General features: G+C 38.3%; 20 protein-coding genes. 9 read left to right on the plus strand and 11 right to left on the minus strand.

The features are described 5' to 3' along the window. Positions 1-10 precede the first annotated feature (10 nt). From ATS71_RS10200 to ATS71_RS10210, 3 genes are read left to right on the plus strand one after another with little or no spacing between them, the layout of a single operon-like run. Positions 11-406: a curli production assembly/transport protein CsgE gene (locus tag ATS71_RS10200; RefSeq protein ID WP_058404738.1), complete on the plus strand. Its 396-nt coding sequence runs from the start codon at positions 11-13 to the stop codon at positions 404-406. Beyond that, on the plus strand, positions 396-821 hold the full coding sequence (locus ATS71_RS10205; protein ID WP_006792599.1) for a curli assembly protein CsgF: 426 nt from the start codon (positions 396-398) through the stop codon (positions 819-821). Before ATS71_RS10200 ends, ATS71_RS10205 begins: the two co-directional genes overlap by 11 nt. Continuing rightward, the gene (locus tag ATS71_RS10210) at positions 821-1,600 is read left to right on the plus strand and encodes a CsgG/HfaB family protein (protein ID WP_058404739.1); all 780 of its coding nucleotides are present in this window, start codon (positions 821-823) and stop codon (positions 1,598-1,600) included. Before ATS71_RS10205 ends, ATS71_RS10210 begins: the two co-directional genes overlap by 1 nt. 78 nt (positions 1,601-1,678) lie before the next feature. On the opposite strand, the gene ATS71_RS10215 is transcribed toward ATS71_RS10210, so the two are convergent. The 4 genes from ATS71_RS10215 to ATS71_RS10230 form a co-directional block, all read right to left on the minus strand. Beyond that, on the minus strand, positions 1,679-2,368 hold the full coding sequence (locus ATS71_RS10215; RefSeq protein WP_058404740.1) for a helix-turn-helix transcriptional regulator: 690 nt from the start codon (positions 2,366-2,368) through the stop codon (positions 1,679-1,681). 170 nt (positions 2,369-2,538) lie between these two features. Beyond that, positions 2,539-4,041 (minus strand): trehalase family glycosidase, encoded by a 1,503-nt coding sequence (locus ATS71_RS10220; protein ID WP_058404741.1) that lies wholly within the window; start codon positions 4,039-4,041, stop codon positions 2,539-2,541. 15 nt (positions 4,042-4,056) lie between these two features. Next, positions 4,057-5,295 (minus strand): MFS transporter, encoded by a 1,239-nt coding sequence (locus tag ATS71_RS10225; RefSeq protein ID WP_058404742.1) that lies wholly within the window; start codon positions 5,293-5,295, stop codon positions 4,057-4,059. Positions 5,296-5,454: 159 nt separating this feature from the next. Next, complete coding sequence (locus ATS71_RS10230) at positions 5,455-6,495, minus strand: LacI family DNA-binding transcriptional regulator (protein ID WP_268801452.1); 1,041 nt, start codon at positions 6,493-6,495, stop codon at positions 5,455-5,457. 246 nt (positions 6,496-6,741) lie between these two features. Between ATS71_RS10230 and ATS71_RS10235 the strand changes: the two genes are divergently transcribed. Further along, entirely contained in the window at positions 6,742-8,991 is a 2,250-nt protein-coding gene (locus ATS71_RS10235) for a TonB-dependent receptor (protein ID WP_058404744.1), read from the plus strand. 33 nt (positions 8,992-9,024) lie between these two features. On the opposite strand, the gene ATS71_RS10240 is transcribed toward ATS71_RS10235, so the two are convergent. From ATS71_RS10240 to ATS71_RS10260, 5 genes are all read right to left on the minus strand, one after another. Beyond that, entirely contained in the window at positions 9,025-9,546 is a 522-nt protein-coding gene (locus tag ATS71_RS10240; RefSeq protein WP_058404745.1) for a hypothetical protein, read from the minus strand. Positions 9,547-9,613: 67 nt separating this feature from the next. Further along, positions 9,614-11,170, minus strand: coding sequence for an EAL domain-containing protein (locus tag ATS71_RS10245; RefSeq protein WP_058404746.1), 1,557 nt, complete (start codon positions 11,168-11,170; stop codon positions 9,614-9,616). A gap of 130 nt (positions 11,171-11,300) precedes the next feature. Further along, positions 11,301-11,921, minus strand: a complete 621-nt coding sequence (locus tag ATS71_RS10250) for an SGNH/GDSL hydrolase family protein (RefSeq protein WP_058404747.1) — start codon at positions 11,919-11,921, stop codon at positions 11,301-11,303. After that, a complete protein-coding gene (locus ATS71_RS10255) occupies positions 11,921-12,430 on the minus strand; it encodes a DsrE family protein (protein WP_058404748.1) in 510 nt (169 codons plus the stop codon). Before ATS71_RS10255 ends, ATS71_RS10250 begins: the two co-directional genes overlap by 1 nt. Before the next feature lie 65 nt (positions 12,431-12,495). Then, on the minus strand, positions 12,496-12,969 hold the full coding sequence (locus ATS71_RS10260) for a flavodoxin family protein (protein WP_058404749.1): 474 nt from the start codon (positions 12,967-12,969) through the stop codon (positions 12,496-12,498). A 78-nt stretch (positions 12,970-13,047) separates the two neighbouring features. Between ATS71_RS10260 and soxR the strand changes: the two genes are divergently transcribed. The 3 genes from soxR (at position 13,048) to ATS71_RS10275 (ending at position 15,365) form a co-directional block, all read left to right on the plus strand. Continuing rightward, positions 13,048-13,509: a redox-sensitive transcriptional activator SoxR gene (gene soxR / locus ATS71_RS10265; RefSeq protein ID WP_058404750.1), complete on the plus strand. Its 462-nt coding sequence runs from the start codon at positions 13,048-13,050 to the stop codon at positions 13,507-13,509. A 139-nt stretch (positions 13,510-13,648) separates the two neighbouring features. Further along, positions 13,649-14,290, plus strand: coding sequence for a hypothetical protein (locus ATS71_RS10270; RefSeq protein ID WP_058404751.1), 642 nt, complete (start codon positions 13,649-13,651; stop codon positions 14,288-14,290). Further along, positions 14,280-15,365, plus strand: coding sequence for a rhomboid family intramembrane serine protease (locus ATS71_RS10275; RefSeq protein WP_058404752.1), 1,086 nt, complete (start codon positions 14,280-14,282; stop codon positions 15,363-15,365). Before ATS71_RS10270 ends, ATS71_RS10275 begins: the two co-directional genes overlap by 11 nt. A gap of 54 nt (positions 15,366-15,419) precedes the next feature. Here ATS71_RS10275 and ATS71_RS10280 read toward each other — a convergent pair whose 3' ends face one another. Next, positions 15,420-15,806 carry a DUF1294 domain-containing protein gene (locus ATS71_RS10280; protein ID WP_058404753.1) on the minus strand — a complete coding sequence of 129 codons (387 nt, stop codon included), beginning with the start codon at positions 15,804-15,806 and terminating at the stop codon, positions 15,420-15,422. Positions 15,807-15,858: 52 nt separating this feature from the next. Between ATS71_RS10280 and ATS71_RS10285 the strand changes: the two genes are divergently transcribed. After that, on the plus strand, positions 15,859-16,389 hold the full coding sequence (locus ATS71_RS10285) for a hypothetical protein (protein WP_058404754.1): 531 nt from the start codon (positions 15,859-15,861) through the stop codon (positions 16,387-16,389). A gap of 62 nt (positions 16,390-16,451) precedes the next feature. On the opposite strand, the gene ATS71_RS10290 is transcribed toward ATS71_RS10285, so the two are convergent. Beyond that, positions 16,452-16,994 (minus strand): carboxymuconolactone decarboxylase family protein, encoded by a 543-nt coding sequence (locus ATS71_RS10290; RefSeq protein WP_058404755.1) that lies wholly within the window; start codon positions 16,992-16,994, stop codon positions 16,452-16,454. 111 nt (positions 16,995-17,105) lie between these two features. On the opposite strand from ATS71_RS10290, the gene ATS71_RS10295 reads away from it, so the two are divergent. Next, entirely contained in the window at positions 17,106-17,693 is a 588-nt protein-coding gene (locus tag ATS71_RS10295) for a TetR/AcrR family transcriptional regulator (protein WP_058404756.1), read from the plus strand. Positions 17,694-17,750: the final 57 nt, after the last annotated feature.

Here is a 17,750-nt window from a genome sequence, read left to right on the forward strand (position 1 = left end):
ATTTTAAACTATGAAAATAAATAAAAAAATCAATCTCCTGCTCTTACTCGCTTTGTATTTGGCCCCTCCAGGTGTTGCTGCAGATGAACTTGAAATTGACGGGTTATTACTTGATAGAAGCATTAGCCGATTTGGTCATCAATTTTACTATGAATTTTCAAATTACTGGCGAGACTTGCCTTCAACCGCTGGTTTTAACATTGAAATCAAAGAAACGGTAATACCCAAAGCTGGCACAAAGCTTACTCTTGTAATGAACAATCAAACTATATATGCAACCTATTTAGGACGCAGATTAGAGCCATTAGACGCACGCGTTGAACAAGCGGTCTATACGGTAATTGATGCAATGGCTCGCTCAAACATGGCTACATCTTCTAAGGATATGGCTTTAAATGGATGGTAAAATGAAAAAAATAATATTTACAATAATAACAACATTATCCTTTTGCGCATCAGCAACTGAAATGGTTTACACCCCTATAAACCCTAGCTTTGGTGGCAACCCACTCAATGCCAATATGTTATTGAGTAAAGCGCAAGCTCAAAATAAACACAAAGCGCCTTCAATCGAAAAAGGCTATGCTGAGCAATTTCAGGACTCGCTTGAGCGCACCTACCTAAACCGTATGGTACGTGAAATAACAGACATGGCCTTTGGAGAAGACATAGAAGATAGTATTTTTGACCAAGACTCAATTTTTATGAGCGGCGATTATCAAATTGAAGTCATCACCAGCACCGCTGATACCATTACAGTCAAAATAACGAATATCATTGATGACACCGTCGTGATTATTGAAGTACCGAGGTTTGGATAATGAAAAAAACAATAACAATAACAATAGCGATATTGATGCTACTAAGCGGGTGCTCAACATTAGGAAAATTAATTCCGCCTTCTCAACAAAGTGCCATGAGCCTTGAGCCGACAGAAATATTTAGCGACTTAAAAAACTTACCAAAACCAGCAGGCAGTATACCCGTATCAGTTTACTCATTTAGAGATCAAACAGGCCAATACAAACCACAAACAAATGTAAGCTCTTTTTCTACTGCCGTAACACAAGGGGCTAATTCTATTTTAGTGCAAGCGCTTCATGAGTCGGATTGGTTTACGCCGGTCGAACGTGAAGGTCTGCAAAATATATTAACGGAAAGAAAAATAATTAGAGCAGCCCAATCAGAAAATCCAAACAGTGTTGAACTCCCTCCATTAACCACCGCTAAAATAATTTTAGAAGGGGGTATTATAAGCTACGATACCAACGTAAAAACAGGTGGTTTAGGGATGGAATATTTTGGTATTGGTGCTTCTGAACTTTACAGAGAAGATGCTATATCAATATATTTACGTGCTGTAGACGTACGAACAGGGCAAATACTCTTGAGCGTTGCCACCAGCAAAAAGGTATTAAGCCAAGAAATGAGAGCAGGCTTTTTTAGATATGTAAGTTACAAGCGCCTAGCCGAAGCTGAAGGTGGCTTTAGCGACAACGAACCCATGAGTATATGCGTTACTCAAGCAATAGAAAAAGCACTAACCGACCTTGTTACAAAAGGAATCGATAAAGGGTTGTGGGCTCAAAAAGCAGCGTAATATTTAAATTTAAAATTATAAAGGCTACTTAATGTAGCCTTTATAATTTAATGGTTACTGAATTTTTGCCGCAACTAGCTACTTTGCCATTGGCAATAATACTGCCACATACCGCTGGGCCCAATTTGCAAGCTCTACCCTATTGCGTGAATTTGTTTTTTTAAAAGCACTGTATAAATGCGTTTTAACAGTGTGATCACTTATATTAAGTTTATCCGCAATTATATTATTACTAGCCCCTTGAGCTATTAAATGAATAACCGATTTTTCTCGCTTAGTTAAATGAGCGTAGTCATCCTGCTTTAAACTAATATCGTCTTGTAAAGAATTAAAAGATGAAGCAACTAATAAAATATCGCTAAACGCTTTAGAAATTACTTTTCGGGTAAACCACAATTCATCCGATGTGACCCTAACTAACCCTTTAAAAATAACTTCTGGGGCATCCGATTTATAAAAAACGCCATTTATATGGTTCATTAATAAATTTTTTTCGCAAACGGCTTCTTGCTCTACATTAAATAAAACAACCTTATGCTTTTTAGCCAAACAGAGTAAATCAGCAGGAAGTAAATCTAACCAATTATTTTTAGCACCATCAATTAAATATAAATCAAACTTGTCGCGTGCGTCTTGTTTAGGTAATGCATCATCCATTTTTATGTCACCAAAAATAGCCTGCATTGTTTTTAGTATAATGGTATAGCTTTCACAATGAAAAGAAGATTGAAAGGTTGTTTTTACAAATACGGTGTGAGGTTTGAGCATAAATTTCATCCTTGAAACATTTACACCACACTACCTAATTTAAAAACAACTTACAATGCGATTTTGGTATTAAATGAAAACGATAAAAATTTATAAGTAATATTAATTTATTAAAAATCAATTGATTAAATAAATTCATTTGAATTTTGTATAGTAAACAACTGCTCTGATCAGTCATCACAGAGCGTATAAAAGCGCGAAGTTACGCCATTTGTCCAACCAAAACCTTGCTGTACTGCATACTCACCGCCACCTGCTTTTAGCTGTGGCTCACACACATTATACTTTTCTAGTAAGCACTTATTTTGAGCAAAGTCTTGCTCGACCATAGTTAACCAATTTTGCATAATACGCTTACTAAGGCCGCTAAAGCCGTAGTTATTAAGCCCTTTTACGCTAAACCATTGAAGCGGAGCCCAACCATTTGGGCTATCCCATTGCTGTGGCGTATCTGTAATAGTGGTCACTACACCACCATCTTTTAAAAAGTCTTGCTCTATAAGTTTAGCAACCTGCTTAGCTTGTTCATCACAAGCCACATTTACAAACAGGGCTGTACTTGCTGCAGCGCTTAATACGTCAGACTGACTCGCTTTACTGTGATTGTAATCAACAAAAAAGTGATGCTCATCGCTCCATAAGTACGTATTTATAAGCTGTTTTCTATTAGCGGCATAGGTATTAAATACCTCGGCTTGCGTGTTATTACCTAATAAAGTGTAAAACTCACTAAGCTGATTTTCTAAGTTGTACATTAAGCAATTTAAGTCAATTGGCACTATATCTGTTGTTTGTATTGAACTTAGCGAAAGCGGCTCGGCTAACCAGCGAGAGCTAAAATCCCACCCCGATTCGCACGCGGCACGAATATTGCGATAAAAATCAGGCTTTTCATGATCTGCAAAATCATGGGCTAACTCTAAATCTTCCCTAAGCGACTCGGCCCTAGGAGCAGCCTCATCGTCCCAGTAACGATTTAAAACGCCACCACAATTGAGCTTTACTACACGCTTAACGGCTGTTTGGTCAGTATTTAAATTATCTGCACCTTGCATCCAAAACGCATACTCTTTTTCAAGCGCGGTAACACAACTTTTAAGCCAGGCTAAGTTATTCGATTTGCTGTGCACATGTTGCCATAATAATTGCACCATAAGCGCTAAAATTGGCGGCTGGGAGCGAGATAAATAGTAGCGACGGTTACCATTTGGAATGCACCCAAAATCGTTTATTAAATCAATAAAGTTTTGCAGCATATCTTCAACAATGTCGGCTTTATTAGCGTCAATTAAGCCAAGCGCTGTAAAGTAACTATCCCAATAGTATATTTCCTGAAAACGCCCACCCGGTACAATATAGCTGTGCTTAAGTGCTAATAATGAATCGGCTTTAGGCGTGTCTGCTTCGCGGCGTAAACCATCCCACAGCGAGTTGATGTAACTTTTTACACTTGAAGTATTTACCTCAGTACTCATTTTTAATAGCGAGGTTGTTAAAAAGTGAGCGTTTACAAACTCTTTAAGATCAATGTTGCTAAGTGGTGCTACTTGCTCGTAACTTTCACACGCACTTTGCCAATTGGTACGTGCGGTAGCATCTGCAAATGTTTTACAGTCACTAAAAATATGCTGTGTTTGTACATCTTTAAATAATTGGCTATCAAAAAAATTCATAACAATCCTAAAAATTTAAGCATTAGCTGTATGTTGAGAAATGGCATGGGTGCGTTTTTTAAAAATAATCACGCTAATAAAAATCAAACTAATGGGTATTAAAGAAAGGTAAAATGCATGTTGCCCGCTAAAGTGCTCAAACACATAGCCTGTGATCATTGAACCCGTTGTGCCACCCAATGCAGAAAATACAACGATTAAACCAGTCATGGCCGCATGCTGATATTTTGGTAGCGCATTTAACATCACAGAATTTAATACTGGGTAAATAGGTGCCATAAAAAAGCCAATAAGAGGCAAAATAAATGCCGCTAACGGAGCGTCAAATAAGCTTTTAACCGCAGCAGTTGGTAAGTTTTCAGTAAGCGGCAACGTAATAATAATAAGTGATGCCATCGCAACAAGGCAGCCACATAAAACAAAAAACCAATTAATGTGTTTAAGCACCTGCCCTGCAACTAATCGACCCAGCGCAAGAGCGGCGGCAAATATGCTAGCTAACTGAATGCTTATAGCTACAGGTAACTGTAATACTTGGTTATTAAAGGTTGGTAACCAAGTTCCAACTCCTTGCTCTATAAGTACATATAAAAAAGCACTTATAATAAAAATAACAACAAGTGGTTGGTAAGTTAGCTTTAACATGGCCACAAAGTCACTTAAGCTCGAACTACTCTTATCGCTTTGAAGCGCAGGCTTAATAGGTGCAGCTACAACGCTTACAATCACAACTAAAGTAAGTGCCGCCAGTGCATAATATACATTTAGCCATGCACTAGGCTCATTGGGATTTATAAATGCCGTAAAAATCCAGTAGCCGCTTAATACACCCACCATAAAAATACCTTCTATGGTGTTTAATAACGACGAATGGCTATTTGCATCGTCTGTTACTTGGCCAATAATTGAATAAACAGAGACTTTTACTACAGCAAAACCACAGCCAATAGCCGCAAATAGCACTTTAAACATATAAAAGTCGCTAATCATTGCGGTGCTTACACAGGCCGCTGCAACCACAGTTAATGCGCCAAGCATAGCGAGTTTATAACCCAGCCTAGGGATAAACGATGCAACAGCAAAAGACATTATCGCAATCGATAAATCTTTAAATCCTTCCAGTACCGATGCTTCTGTTTTACTAACGCCTAGCGTATTTATTGCCTGCAAAATAACGGTACCTACGCTATTTAATAATATTGCAAAAATAAAATAGCTTGCAGCAATTGCCAGTGTGATTTTTGTTTTACTCATAGCTTGCCCTACTTACAACGCAATGCATTGTAACTTTATAAGCTAATGACCTTAGGGTATTAGCGTGTGTGTGTCAGTGAAGCTTGAGTGTAGTGTAGAATAAAATTCATTGCAATCGTTTGCATTTCAACTTTAACAATTAATACACATAGCTATAAATTAGCGCTTGCTAGACTGGCGAGTTATTAATTCTATATCAATAACTTGAGACTCTACTTTTTCGCCTAAAAATTGTTGCATCAACTTTTTAACTATCAAAGAGGCAGCTAACTGGGTGTTTTGTTTAATTGTAGAAAGTGATGGGTGGCTTATATCTGCCATTGCAATATCGTCAAATCCAACAAGAGCAACATCGTTTGGAATACTCACATAACGCTCTTTTAAGGCTTTCATTGCCCCGAGTGCAACCATATCACTACAGGCAACAATAGCATCAAAATACAGGCCTTTTTCACGCAGTAAATGGTTTACTGCTTGATAAGCAGAACCACTTGTAATATCAATTGAAACAACGTGTTGCTCTAGTTTATGTGTTGAAAGCGCAGCAGCGTAGCCGCGGTGTCTTTCGCTAATTTCGCCGTGTTCTGGGTCACCTAAAAACACAATATTTTTAGCACCATGCTCTATTAAATGCGCCGTTGCTTGCATACCGCCCAGGTAATTATCACTGCCTACTATAGGGTAGCTGCTAGTTGTTTTAGGGTCTCCCCACACCACTAATGGAATACCAGCTTTAGCGGCAGCCTCTATATTGCGCTGGTCTTTACCTTGTCCAACAACAATGATTCCGTCGGCTCTGCGTCCGTTAATAAAATAATTGGCCCAATCGTGTTGCGCCATTATGGAATTAGATAATAAAAGCTCTAGCCCTTGTTGATTTAGTGCTAGGTTAATTTCGCTGACTACTTTTAATAAAAACGGATCACTAATTGACTGCTCTGTTTGCACATCAAGGTTAATAATAACAGCAACTACATTTGTTTTTTGGGTGCGCAAACGACTGGCTGCCGTGTTTAGGCTAAAATTATGCTTTTTTGCGAGCTGCTGAAGTTTGTCGCGTGTTTCTTGCTTTATCAATGGGTTGTCATTTAATGCGCGCGAAACGGTAGAGGTAGATACGCCTGCTAATTTCGCTAAATCAGCTAATTTAATTTTTTTATTGTTCATGAAAACCTTGAGCCGCTTTGAGTTCGCTAATATAAATTGTAACTAGCTGACAATATAGCATTATTAATTTTTACTGGCGCGTTCCAGCTACAAAAAATCAATTCATTTGGTATTACGCTTAATAATCCAACAAATTAAATTCATAAATAATTTACAAATAAGTATTGCAAACGTTTGCATTTATCTCTAAGGTTTCACCATATACAGCCTGTTTACATTAACTTTTACTAATGGCGCTGTAAAAACACACTGTTTAACACACTAAAAACGGGATCACACATGAAATTCAATAAAGCAAAAAGCACACTAGCGTGTGCCATAACTTTAGCCCTAAGCTCACACGCTGCGTTTGCCCAAGAGCAAGCACAAGAAACCAAGGTTGAGCGCATTGTTGTTTCAGGCACGCCCACTGGCGTTGGTATCAGAAAAATTGATGCCGGCTACGCTGTAACAAATATTGATAGCCAGCAAATTATTAAACTGTCACCTAAAAGCACCGCCGACCTTTTTAAAGCCGTGCCGGGTGTATGGGTAGAAAGCTCGGGTGGTGAGTCGGGCGCGAATGTATTTGTACGTGGTTTTCCTGGCGGGGGTGACGCCCCGTTTTTAACGTTAAGTATTGAAGGTTCGCCTGTTTACCCTGCCCCTACATTATCTTTTTTAGAAAATTCATCGTTGTTTAGAATTGATGAAACAATAGAGACAATGGAAGCCTTACGCGGTGGTCCAAACCCTGTTTTATCTAACGGGCAACCAGGTTTAACAACAAATTTTCGCTTAAAAAGAGGCAGCGAAGATACCGAAGGCTTATTTAAATACACCACATCAGATTACGACTTACAGCGTGTAGATGCGGTTATGAGCGGCGAAATCACCGACGATTTATACTTTATGGTAGGTGGATATGTTAAAAGCTCACCCGGTATTCGTGATGCAGGCTTTACCTCTGAGAAAGGCAGCCAATTCACAATTAATATAACTAAAGATTTAGATAACGGTGAGCTTAACTTTTACACTCGCCAAACAGATGACCACGGTGCATGGTACCTACCTACCCCATTAAATATAGAAGGGATAGATGCAGAGTACACACAACTTGGCACATTAAACCGCCAAGCAACAATATTCACCGGGCCTGATGCACAAGCACATGATATAGACCTAGGTGATGGCCGAGGCTGGGATGGGCATGTTTCGGGCGGTAGCATTAAATTAGAGTTTGATAATGGTTGGCAATTTTCAGATCGTTTTAACATAACCAAAGGCGATGCGAATACGTTTGGCCTAGTACCAAGCGGCTCAGCTACAACAGTTGGGGACGTTGCTGATAACGGCCAAACCGCGTTTGGCGCAGTAACCAATACAGAATACGCAAGCAATACCCCTATACAACAGCTTGGACGCTGGGTTGTACTTAAAGAAATTAGCTCATTTACTAACGATTTAGCGTTTTCAAAGCAATTTGATGACTTATCAGCCTCGTTTGGTTACTACACAGCAAGCACATCGGCAAACGATTGGTGGAGTTTAGGTAATACGGCTTACCACGTATTAGAAGCAGGCGGTGAGTCGTTGACTGGTATTGAGTGTAATCAAAGCACCGACGGCTGCGATTTTAACTACGATATAAGCTCAACAGGTGATGCACGCACCAACGCATTTTATATTACCACTCAATATAAATTTGCCGACGACTTTACCTTAGATGTAGGCATTCGCCACGAAAACCATGAAGTAGAATACAGTGTTGATGAAGGCCTAGACGGTATAATCACAAAGACTGTTAACTACGATGAAAGTAAGACCTCGTGGACAACCGGTATTAACTACTCTATTAACGATGATATGGGCGTATTTGCCCGTGTTAACCGAGGCTATAAAATGCCTTACTTTGACGACTTTAGAGATAACTTTAGCGCTTATGAAGGCGGCGAGAAGCTAATTAAAGAAGTAACTCAAGGTGAATTTGGCTACAAACTTATTTCAGACTCTACCGACTTTTACGCCACTTTATTTGTGAATGAAGTAAAAGGCGACACATTTGTACGCCGCCCAGGCGTACCTGCTGAAATTTTAACAAATGAAGCATATGGTGTTGAGCTTGATTATAACTTTAATCATCAGTCGGGTTTTTCGGTTAATTTAAATACCACACTACAAGAAACCGAAATTACGCAAAGCCCTACAAATGAAGGCAATATATCGCAGCGCCAGCCTAAATGGCAAGTGCGTGTAACGCCAAGCTACGACTTTGAGCTACAAGGTATGTACGCCACGTTATACGGTACACTTTCGGCAGTTGATGACCGTTTTGGTAACAACGAAAACACAGTGACACTTGATGGCTACGAAAAAGTAGACTTAGGCTTAATTTTAGAGCCAATGGAAGGTATAAAGCTTCAAGTAGCTATTGATAACTTAACTGATGAGCAAGGTATTACTGAGGGTGACCCACGTAATGCCGACGCGCCAAACGGTCGCTATATTATGCCGCGTACTACGCGCTTTAGTATAAGTTACGAATTTTAAATCCACTTAATAACAAAGGGAGCTTAGCTCCCTTTATTTTATTTTTTCTTTAAGTTTATTAAGCGCGTCAACCGAAAAACCACGGTCGTAAAAATGCAAAATTTTACCTGCTTTATCAATTAAAATTACACGAGAATTATTTGGGTTTTGATTGCCCGTAAATTTTTGTACTGCCTCTCCATCTTCATAAATGGTAATAACTCCGCCCCACAGCTCCTTTGGAATACCTTTGCGCATACCATTATCAATGAACGTACTAAACATACGTGGTGCCATGCCCGCAATGGTAGGTAGCTCATAAGTAGGGAGTGTTACACCGGCCATATCTAGGCCAATTAACCAGCGATCAATATCAAACTGGCTGTCTTGTTTATAGCCTATAAGCAGCAAGGTTTTTTCAGTGGTAAAATCACTCGGAATAACAAATTCTTTTTTCTCTAAACTTTCACCAGTGATTATTGGAAATTGCTTTCCAACAACTTGCTGATTGGGATATTGCGATGCACAACCACTTATAAGTAGTAGCAAAAATACTGTTATTACTGGTTTAAACATTTTATTTGGCCTATTTTTACAATAAATTTAGTGACTTATACGCAAACAAAAAGAGCGTCGATCTTTTTTAAAGCGCATGCTGCGCAATATAATGTTTAAATTTATCGACCCTCATTGGCCGGCCATATTTCCACCCTTGCCCGTAATGCACACCAGCTGTTTTTAACATAGTCTCTTGCTCTGTTGTTTCTATTCCTTCAGCTACACAGGTGTAGTTAAACTTACGCACTAACTCCATAATATTCGGGATCATAGACGCTTTTAAACCTTGTGTTGCTATATCTTGAACAAAGGTGCGGTCTATTTTTAACTGATGAAAACTTAAATTTTGTAAGTTTCTCAAATTGGAGTAACCCGTTCCAAAATCATCAAGCGACAAATTAAAGCCAGAGTCAACCAGCGTTCTAAAATGAGCATGCGCAATGCTAGTATCGAGGTACTCGTCTTCTGTTATTTCTAAGCAAATAGTAAATCGCGAATTAATAAGTGCAGGCTCTTGTGTCAACAGCGATACATTGCCAAGTTCTACATCACAAGGAAATATATTAATAGACACTTTAAAACCCGTTGGTAAATCGTCCAACTCTGTAAGCTCTTTAAGTACTTTTGCTACCATTGCTTGAGTAAACGACCACGTTAAATTATTTTTTCGTATCACCGGAATAAACTCATCGGGGTAAAGTGGTCCGTATTTGTCTTTAAACCGAGCTAGCACCTCACAACCAATTACTTTACCTGTGTGCAAACAAATAATAGGTTGGTAAGTCCAATAAAATGAGCCCTTTGTTAAGCCTTTACGCACTCTATTATTAGTAGAGCGACGAGCGGCTATTTGATAATCCACTATTAGCGCGCTCGACACCCCCGTTAGGCAGGTTAATATAAGAGAAATAATCAGCAAAAATTGATTGTCAGCGAAAAACTCACTCCATGGCGTTCTAACTGCAACACAATATCCTTTATTTTTTTCGCTGCACATAAATGCGGTTTCAAATGGTATTTGTTTGTGGTTTGCAAGCTTTTTACTTAATCCGCTTTTACCCGCCAAATGAAATGTATCTGAACCCGACTCATAAGTAATTTCCCAATACGGAGCTGCAATATTGCTGCGACTGATAGCTGCGGTATCCATAATTAAATTATAATTACCCTGCCTTACAATCACGACCTGCATTATGCGCTCCTTAAAAAGTAAAATTTTTAATTTAGGTTCGAATCGAACTCTAATGTTATTGTCGTTATTACTTTCGAGGTTGTTGCGAATGTAGTCGGGGGTTCTATCGTTTATGGGGGTTTTTAGTACACCCGAGCCCGTTGTACAGACAAGCTGATTATTTTTAAAAAAGCCAATATCTACAACATACTTGGCATCAAAAAGTGCACGCCGCATTTCAAGTAGATTTTCGTTGCTACATTCTGAGAAATTAAATGAATTTAAAGGAAAAAGAATTTGACGACGCTCGCTGACAGCTGCATCTATGTGGCTAACAATTTGTTTTGCATCTTTTTGTATTGCAGCTGCTAATTTGTGCCCAGCAAAATACAATAAAACTAAGCTACCCACTACAAAAACCAAAACACCGGTTAAAACTGCAATTAATGACTTTTGTTGGTATTTTTTCATTATGTCCTTATTGCCTATAAAGCATTCACTATCAGTGTGTTCTCCATCATTGCATAATCAGCCTTAAATGCAAATAAGCTCACAATATTCATAGTAAATAGCATACTCATAATTTAAACGTTAGCGTTCATTACGCATAAGCTTCATTTATTAAATTACACATCAAAGCCGCTACTTTAGCGTGCCCATCAGCATCAATATGCACCCCATCAATAGCTGAAACAGTAATACTTTGCTGTAAGTCACAAAAGTAGGCTTTTTTAGCACGGGCAATATTTTCAAACTCTTTTTTTAATGCCTCGTTTTTACTCGGTGCGCCCTCGTAAACATGTTTATATTGCCCTACACACTTTACATAAGCAGGGCTCAATATTATGAGCTTAGGTTGTTTATAACCCTCGTAAAACCCTTCAATACAGTCTATTAAATTTGCTAAGCCATTCCCTATTTGCTCAGGCGTTAATTTAAAGCGCTGTTTTAAATCGTTAGTACCAAGGGCTATCACTATAGTAGTTAAAGAGTGCGCTTCTAAAAGCGGTTTTAAATAACTTACGCCCGATAACTCCCCATTAAATGGTGGATTATTCACAAGCGTACGATTAGGCTGCCCCGCTTCTATAATAGCAAATTGCTCGCCAAGCATGTCTGCTAATACCGACGGCCACCTTACTTTTTCCTCAAAACGCTTTCCCGTTGCGGGGTTTAACCCCCACGTATTTGAGTCACCAAAACATAAAGTAGATTTTTTCATTAAAATGGATTCAAAGTGAAGCCTTGCTGCTGAAGTTGAGCATGCGCGGTCATAGCAGATAAAGACATGGTAACACCCTGTATAAGGTGTTTCGGCGCTACTTTAAAATGCGTAGCCGACTGCCCGCATACAAATACCTGCGTGTTGTTTGCCAATAATTGTTTTATTAAGCTTGCGTTTTTATTATCAACGTTAAAGCGTTTTTTATATTCATCGTTCGATAAAACATCTTCACTTGCACCACCATGTACAACTAATGCTAACTTAATGTTCTCTGGTTTAACGCCATGTGCTACATGCATATTTATAAAGCGAGCAAGTGAGTTCATTGCATTATTTTGCTCCCCTTTTTTAGCGCCATCGGCCACATCAAACGCTATTTTGAACTGAGTAGAATTATTAATTGCCGCATGTTCTGGCACGTTATAATAAAAACCAAAACCACTAATAGGCTGCTCATTAGCGAAAGATAATGGGCTTAATATTAAAAATAACAGTAAGTATTTCATAAACAATCCGTTTGTTTTTTTGTTTATAAATAAAGTACCAGATGCGTTGAACAAAAGGCAGTTATTCACGCTAAAGTTTGCGAACTTTTATGGTGGTGCGTTAAAAACTGCATCCCTAAATAACTAAATGTATTTTTAAACATCGCAACAAAGGCATCTGGCGCCTCACTCGACGACGCATTAGACAACAGTGAAAAATCTTTACTGCGCAGTAAACGCAACTTTGGTTTTAAATGTTCGTCATCCATGTAATCGGTAATTCTATCTATGAATGTTTTCATTTGTGTTGTGGTGCTGTACCAATAAACTGGCGAGGCAAATACCCAATGGTCGTAATGTAAAAGTGACTCAAAAAGCGAGAAAAACTCATCATCACTGTAGTTTTTACTGTAACTGTAAGGCGGTATTTTAAATTTATCTAAACACACAACATGCAGCTCATTTTGCTCAGCAAAACTTTTAACATGTGCGGCTGTGTTACCATTTTGTCGTGCCGATGAATAAATAATAACGGTGTTACGACTAAGTTTTTGTTGCATTTGTTCAGCTCCTTTTTTAATGTTGAAGAAAGCTTAAAACCTCAAGTTATATTGAGGTCAATACATGGAATAAAATTAATGTTTGCTGAGCAAAAAAAACTTATCGACGCTACTTTAACAGTAGGCTACGTCGCAAAAAGAAGTGGTGTGAAGGTGTCTACATTACACTTTTACGAAACCAAGCAATTAATAAAAAGCTGGCGAAATAACGGTAACCAACGCCGCTACAAACCCGATGTACTTCGCCGAGTGGCCGTAATAAAAGCAGCACAAGCCATGGGCATTACACTAGACGATATTAAAAATACACTTGCCTCACTCCCCGATAACCGTACGCCCACTAAAAAAGATTGGTCTGCGCTTTCAAAACGCTGGCAAGCTCAACTAGATGAACGCATAGCGTATATGCAACGTATACGCGACCGCGTAGATGGATGTATTGGCTGTGGGTGTTTATCACTCAAAAGTTGCCCTATTTATAATAAAGACGATCATTTAGGGAGTGAGCAAAGTGGAGCGGTATTGTTAAACACAGGATAATTTAATCCAAAAAATTATGATTGACCTATAAAATAATAAACCAGTAATAATTATAATTAGCTAATACGATATTGATTATAGGCAGAGCATTCTTTAGAATGCACTGCTTAAAAAGGAAGCAATACAAAAGGATTTTGCAATGACCCCTACAACTCCCTCTACCCAGAGTGAAACAAAAAGCCCTGCAGCTACTCAAAAGTTAGCTCAGGCTCTCAGAACCGTTGATAATAAAGAACTAAAAAGTACAGGCTTTTGGTTAAATCAGTTTTTTATGGTGATCTCGACAATTTTTGGTGTTTATCTGGCCGCACAAAGTGGCTTAGAGCAAGCCTTAAAATTTGATTCATTTAGTAAAATAGAAGATAACTACTACCTCAGAACATCTTTATTTGATGAAGTTAATGATAATGCAAATACCGTTGCAGAGTACGCCGAACGCTTATCAAAAAGCCCACCAAAATCTGAAATGGAATTTTTTAAGCCTACCTTAGAGAAGTATATTTGGAAAACAATGCAGTTTTCGCCTACTACACTCGAAACACCCAGTGAATTTTTGACTAAAATTCGTAGGTTTTATTCTAGAGCCGAATTTCTAATTAACGCTGCCATTGAAAGAAAAATGTCAGCTAAACAAGCTGCAATAGAGCTAAAAAAAATAACTAATTTAATTAAAAATGAAACATTACCCGCCTTAAAACAAAACGCGGAACAATTAAAAATGGAATTAAAACAGAATAATATTTCTGTCGGATCACTAAAGGAATTAACAAATGCCAATTAAACATTGCCCTCATTGTAAAACCCATGCTTTAGAAGTCACAAATTATCAAGGTGAAGAAATAGATATATGCCGTGAATGTGGCGGCCTTTGGTTTGAAAAAAATGAAGTTAATCGCATGATTGACGAAATTAACGATGGTCCTGTAGGTGACAAATTTGAAACAAGCTTTGGTGATTCATTAGGTATTTCAGAACTTGACTGCCCTGATTGTGATAAAAGCTTGGAACGTTTTCATCTTCTAGAAGATTTTCACACCGAAATTGATATTTGTAGGCATTGTGATGGTACCTGGATTGATAAGGATGAACTAGAAGGAGTTGAAAACAGCCCAGAATTAAAAGCGAGCCTAAACGAGCTAAATCAAGGAACAAGCTGGAAAACGTATTTTTTTCAATTTTTAACTCAAATGCCTGTTGAATATAATATAAAACCTCAGCGAAAAGCATGGGTCACTTTCGGTTTAGTTGCACTCAACACATTAATTTTTACTTTATACTTTTTCAATAAGGAAACATTTGGCATTGCTCTTGAACTTTTTGCCATGACGCCCGCAGATATAAGTCAAGGTAATAAGGTATGGACCCTACTAACTTGTGTGTTTCTGCATGGTTCAATAATGCACCTACTTGGTAACATGTACTTTTTATATGTTGTTGGTGACAACTTAGAGGATGTTTTAGGGCATAAGCGCTTTTTAATCTGGTATTTAGTGTGTGGGCTAATTGCTTCTCTCTCCAGTTACCTTGTTAGCCCTACATCTGCAATACCTAGCGTAGGTGCAAGTGGTGCAATTGCAGGTTTATTTGGTATGTACTTAATGTGGTTTAGGCATGCCAGCCTCACTTTTATGATTATCATTTACCAGAAAAAACTTTCTGCAGCTTGGTTTTTTGCAATTTGGTTGATTATAAACATATCTGGTGCGTTAAGCGGCCCTGATGGCATTGATTATGGCGCACATATTGGGGGCTTTGTTGCCGGATTATTGATTGGATATTTCTTAAAAAATAAAATTTTACAACAAAACCCTATCATTCGCTTACTCAATCAAAGCGAAGCACAGCTAAAGCGCTAATATTGTGATTCAATCACCTCCCCACTGATTCAGTTGTTTCTCAGTGGGGGGGGGTTAAAGGCTTAACTTAGCCATTTCCAAATACCCAAGAAACTCTAAAGCAAAAAAATATAAAACTATATTTAATAAAATGCACACCCAAAGTACCGTTATAAAACGCTTTTTTTGTGATTTATGACGCAATAATTGCTGAGCAATTAACGCCCCGGGCCACCCTCCACATAGTGCTAATAAATGAAGAGTTCGTTCGCTCGTGCGGCTTACTTTTTTATTTACCGACTGCTTAGCTTTTTGTTTATCCCACGCATACATAATAAATGTTATGGCACTAATAACCGTTATATAAGTAGGCGCAAAAATAGTTATGCCCCATTTAAAATGTGCAACCCATAATATGAATATAAAAAATAAGGATAGAATTATTAAGGTTTTCTTTATCAAGTAATTATCGCCTATACTAGTTTGTATCAGTTCAAATAATAAGAGAATAATTATGACATATTTTAAAGCGCTCCTTTGTACTTTATGCTTTTTAGCTTTTACAACCCACGCAAAAGAACAACCACTTAAACTTGATAAACACCTCAGTGTATTTCAGCCTTATTTAGGGTCGTGGCAGGCCGATTTTGATGTTGTACCAGGCGCTAAACCCGTTCAAGACGTGGGCTTATGGGAGCGTGCACTCAATGGTAAGGCAATAAGAACAAAGCACTCTATTAATGAGGGTGAATATGGTGGCGAGTCGATGATTTTTTACGATAGTAAAAAAGAGTCATTGGTTTTTTATTATTTTACAACAGCCGGCTTTTACACAAAAGGCACTATAAAAGTACTCAGCCCTACGCAATTTGTTGCTTACGAAGAGGTTACTGGTAGTAAAGAAGGTATTACTAAAGTGAAGTCGACCAGTGATTTAAAAAATGAAAAGTTAGTTGTGTCTACCTCCTACTTAAAAAAAGGTGAATGGACTAAACCAGAATCACGTATTTATACACGTAGCAATCAAGCCGTTAAATTTAAATAGCTATCATCGTTTACAGTACAAAAAAGGCAGCCCCGCTGCCTTTTTTGTTAATTAATACGCGATTATTTTGCGAATTTTTTAAATGGTTCGTCCACTGGCGTATTTGCTAGGTGGTTAGTGTAGTTGCTCATTACCTTTTGCGATAAACCTACAATAATTTCTAGTAGTTGCTGTTGGCCGTAACCGGCTGCAAAAAACTTTTCAATTTGCTCATCGCTAATTACGCCACGTTCACGCGTCATAGCCAGTGTTGTTTCACGTAGTGTTTCTAGTTTTGCATCTGCAAGTGGTGTTTTGTTTACTAGTGCATCAACAATACCTTGGTCAACTTTCATTGAAGCGGCAATTGCGCTGTGCGCTGGTACACAGTAATGACACTCATGCTCAACGTTAATTGACTGCCATACTACTGTTAGCTCTTCTGCGTTAAACGATGTTTTTTGAAATAAGTCGTGCAGTACTTGGTAACCTTTTAATAGCGTTGGTGCTTCAGCCATTACTGCATGTAAATTAGGTAGCATGCCAAATGCAGCAACTGAATCGGCTAATAAAGGTTTTGATTCTTCAGGTGCGTTTTCTGCTGTGTATAAAGTAAATTCTGCCATTGTTAGCTCCAAAAATGAGTTGTTTATGTAACGTCGAAATACATAGTATTTGATTTTGAGCGATTGCTCAAGTTAAAATTGAGCGAATGTTCAAATTAATTGAGAAACAGCATGGTCAATAAAGTAAAGTTTGAGCGCGAGAAGGTTGTTCGCCTTGCCAGTCAGCTATTTTGGGAGAAGGGATTTAACGCCACTTCTACTCGTGATCTACAAGATGCAATTAATATGCGCCCAGGCAGTATTTATTCTGCGTTTGGCTCAAAGGAAGGACTTTATATTGAGTCTTTAAAAAACTATACCATGCAAATAGAAGACCAAATAAAATCCTGTTTATTGGCGTCACCTACTATTATTGGTGGTTTACAAACGTTTGTTGAGAACGTGATTATTAAAGATAAAAAAAATGCCCCGAGCGCTATTTGTATGTTGGTAAAAGCAAATTGCGAATTTGCCGACGAAGACAGCGGTTTGTATTCATTAAGCCTTGATTTATCAGATAAATTTGAAGCCTATTTAAGCGATTTATTTGCACAAGCCATTGCGCGTGAAGAGCTAAAAGGCGAGGTTAGCCCAAAAGACTACGCCCGCTTTTTTAAAGTGCAATTTACAGGCCTACGCGGCTATTTTAACCGCCCGGGTGTTGAAGAGCTTGCACAACCTATGATCGATCAAATGTTTAAAATTATGAAAACGCTCTAAACCCTTTAGCTCAATTAATGGCAAAAAAAACGGCGGTAATGTAATTACCGCCGTTTT

The organism is Pseudoalteromonas sp. H71, assembly GCF_001468485.1.
In the GTDB taxonomy this organism is placed as follows: Bacteria; Pseudomonadota; Gammaproteobacteria; order Enterobacterales; family Alteromonadaceae; genus Pseudoalteromonas.

What these genes read in the sequence shown, in the direction of transcription:
- ATS71_RS10245 (WP_058404746.1), bottom strand. Translation starts at nt 11,170, where the DNA reads ATGAAAAAATACCAACAAAAGTCATTAATTGCAGTTTTAACCGGTGTT.
- ATS71_RS10270 (WP_058404751.1), top strand. Translation starts at nt 13,649, where the DNA reads ATGACCCCTACAACTCCCTCTACCCAGAGTGAAACAAAAAGCCCTGCA.
- ATS71_RS10255 (WP_058404748.1), bottom strand. Translation starts at nt 12,430, where the DNA reads ATGAAATACTTACTGTTATTTTTAATATTAAGCCCATTATCTTTCGCT.
- ATS71_RS10215 (WP_058404740.1), bottom strand. Translation starts at nt 2,368, where the DNA reads ATGCTCAAACCTCACACCGTATTTGTAAAAACAACCTTTCAATCTTCT.
- ATS71_RS10205 (WP_006792599.1), top strand. Translation starts at nt 396, where the DNA reads ATGGATGGTAAAATGAAAAAAATAATATTTACAATAATAACAACATTA.
- ATS71_RS10210 (WP_058404739.1), top strand. Translation starts at nt 821, where the DNA reads ATGAAAAAAACAATAACAATAACAATAGCGATATTGATGCTACTAAGC.
- ATS71_RS10260 (WP_058404749.1), bottom strand. Translation starts at nt 12,969, where the DNA reads ATGCAACAAAAACTTAGTCGTAACACCGTTATTATTTATTCATCGGCA.
- ATS71_RS10290 (WP_058404755.1), bottom strand. Translation starts at nt 16,994, where the DNA reads ATGGCAGAATTTACTTTATACACAGCAGAAAACGCACCTGAAGAATCA.
- ATS71_RS10225 (WP_058404742.1), bottom strand. Translation starts at nt 5,295, where the DNA reads ATGAGTAAAACAAAAATCACACTGGCAATTGCTGCAAGCTATTTTATT.
- ATS71_RS10200 (WP_058404738.1), top strand. Translation starts at nt 11, where the DNA reads ATGAAAATAAATAAAAAAATCAATCTCCTGCTCTTACTCGCTTTGTAT.
- ATS71_RS10275 (WP_058404752.1), top strand. Translation starts at nt 14,280, where the DNA reads ATGCCAATTAAACATTGCCCTCATTGTAAAACCCATGCTTTAGAAGTC.
- soxR (WP_058404750.1), top strand. Translation starts at nt 13,048, where the DNA reads ATGTTTGCTGAGCAAAAAAAACTTATCGACGCTACTTTAACAGTAGGC.
- ATS71_RS10285 (WP_058404754.1), top strand. Translation starts at nt 15,859, where the DNA reads ATGACATATTTTAAAGCGCTCCTTTGTACTTTATGCTTTTTAGCTTTT.
- ATS71_RS10235 (WP_058404744.1), top strand. Translation starts at nt 6,742, where the DNA reads ATGAAATTCAATAAAGCAAAAAGCACACTAGCGTGTGCCATAACTTTA.
- ATS71_RS10250 (WP_058404747.1), bottom strand. Translation starts at nt 11,921, where the DNA reads ATGAAAAAATCTACTTTATGTTTTGGTGACTCAAATACGTGGGGGTTA.
- ATS71_RS10220 (WP_058404741.1), bottom strand. Translation starts at nt 4,041, where the DNA reads ATGAATTTTTTTGATAGCCAATTATTTAAAGATGTACAAACACAGCAT.
- ATS71_RS10240 (WP_058404745.1), bottom strand. Translation starts at nt 9,546, where the DNA reads ATGTTTAAACCAGTAATAACAGTATTTTTGCTACTACTTATAAGTGGT.
- ATS71_RS10295 (WP_058404756.1), top strand. Translation starts at nt 17,106, where the DNA reads ATGGTCAATAAAGTAAAGTTTGAGCGCGAGAAGGTTGTTCGCCTTGCC.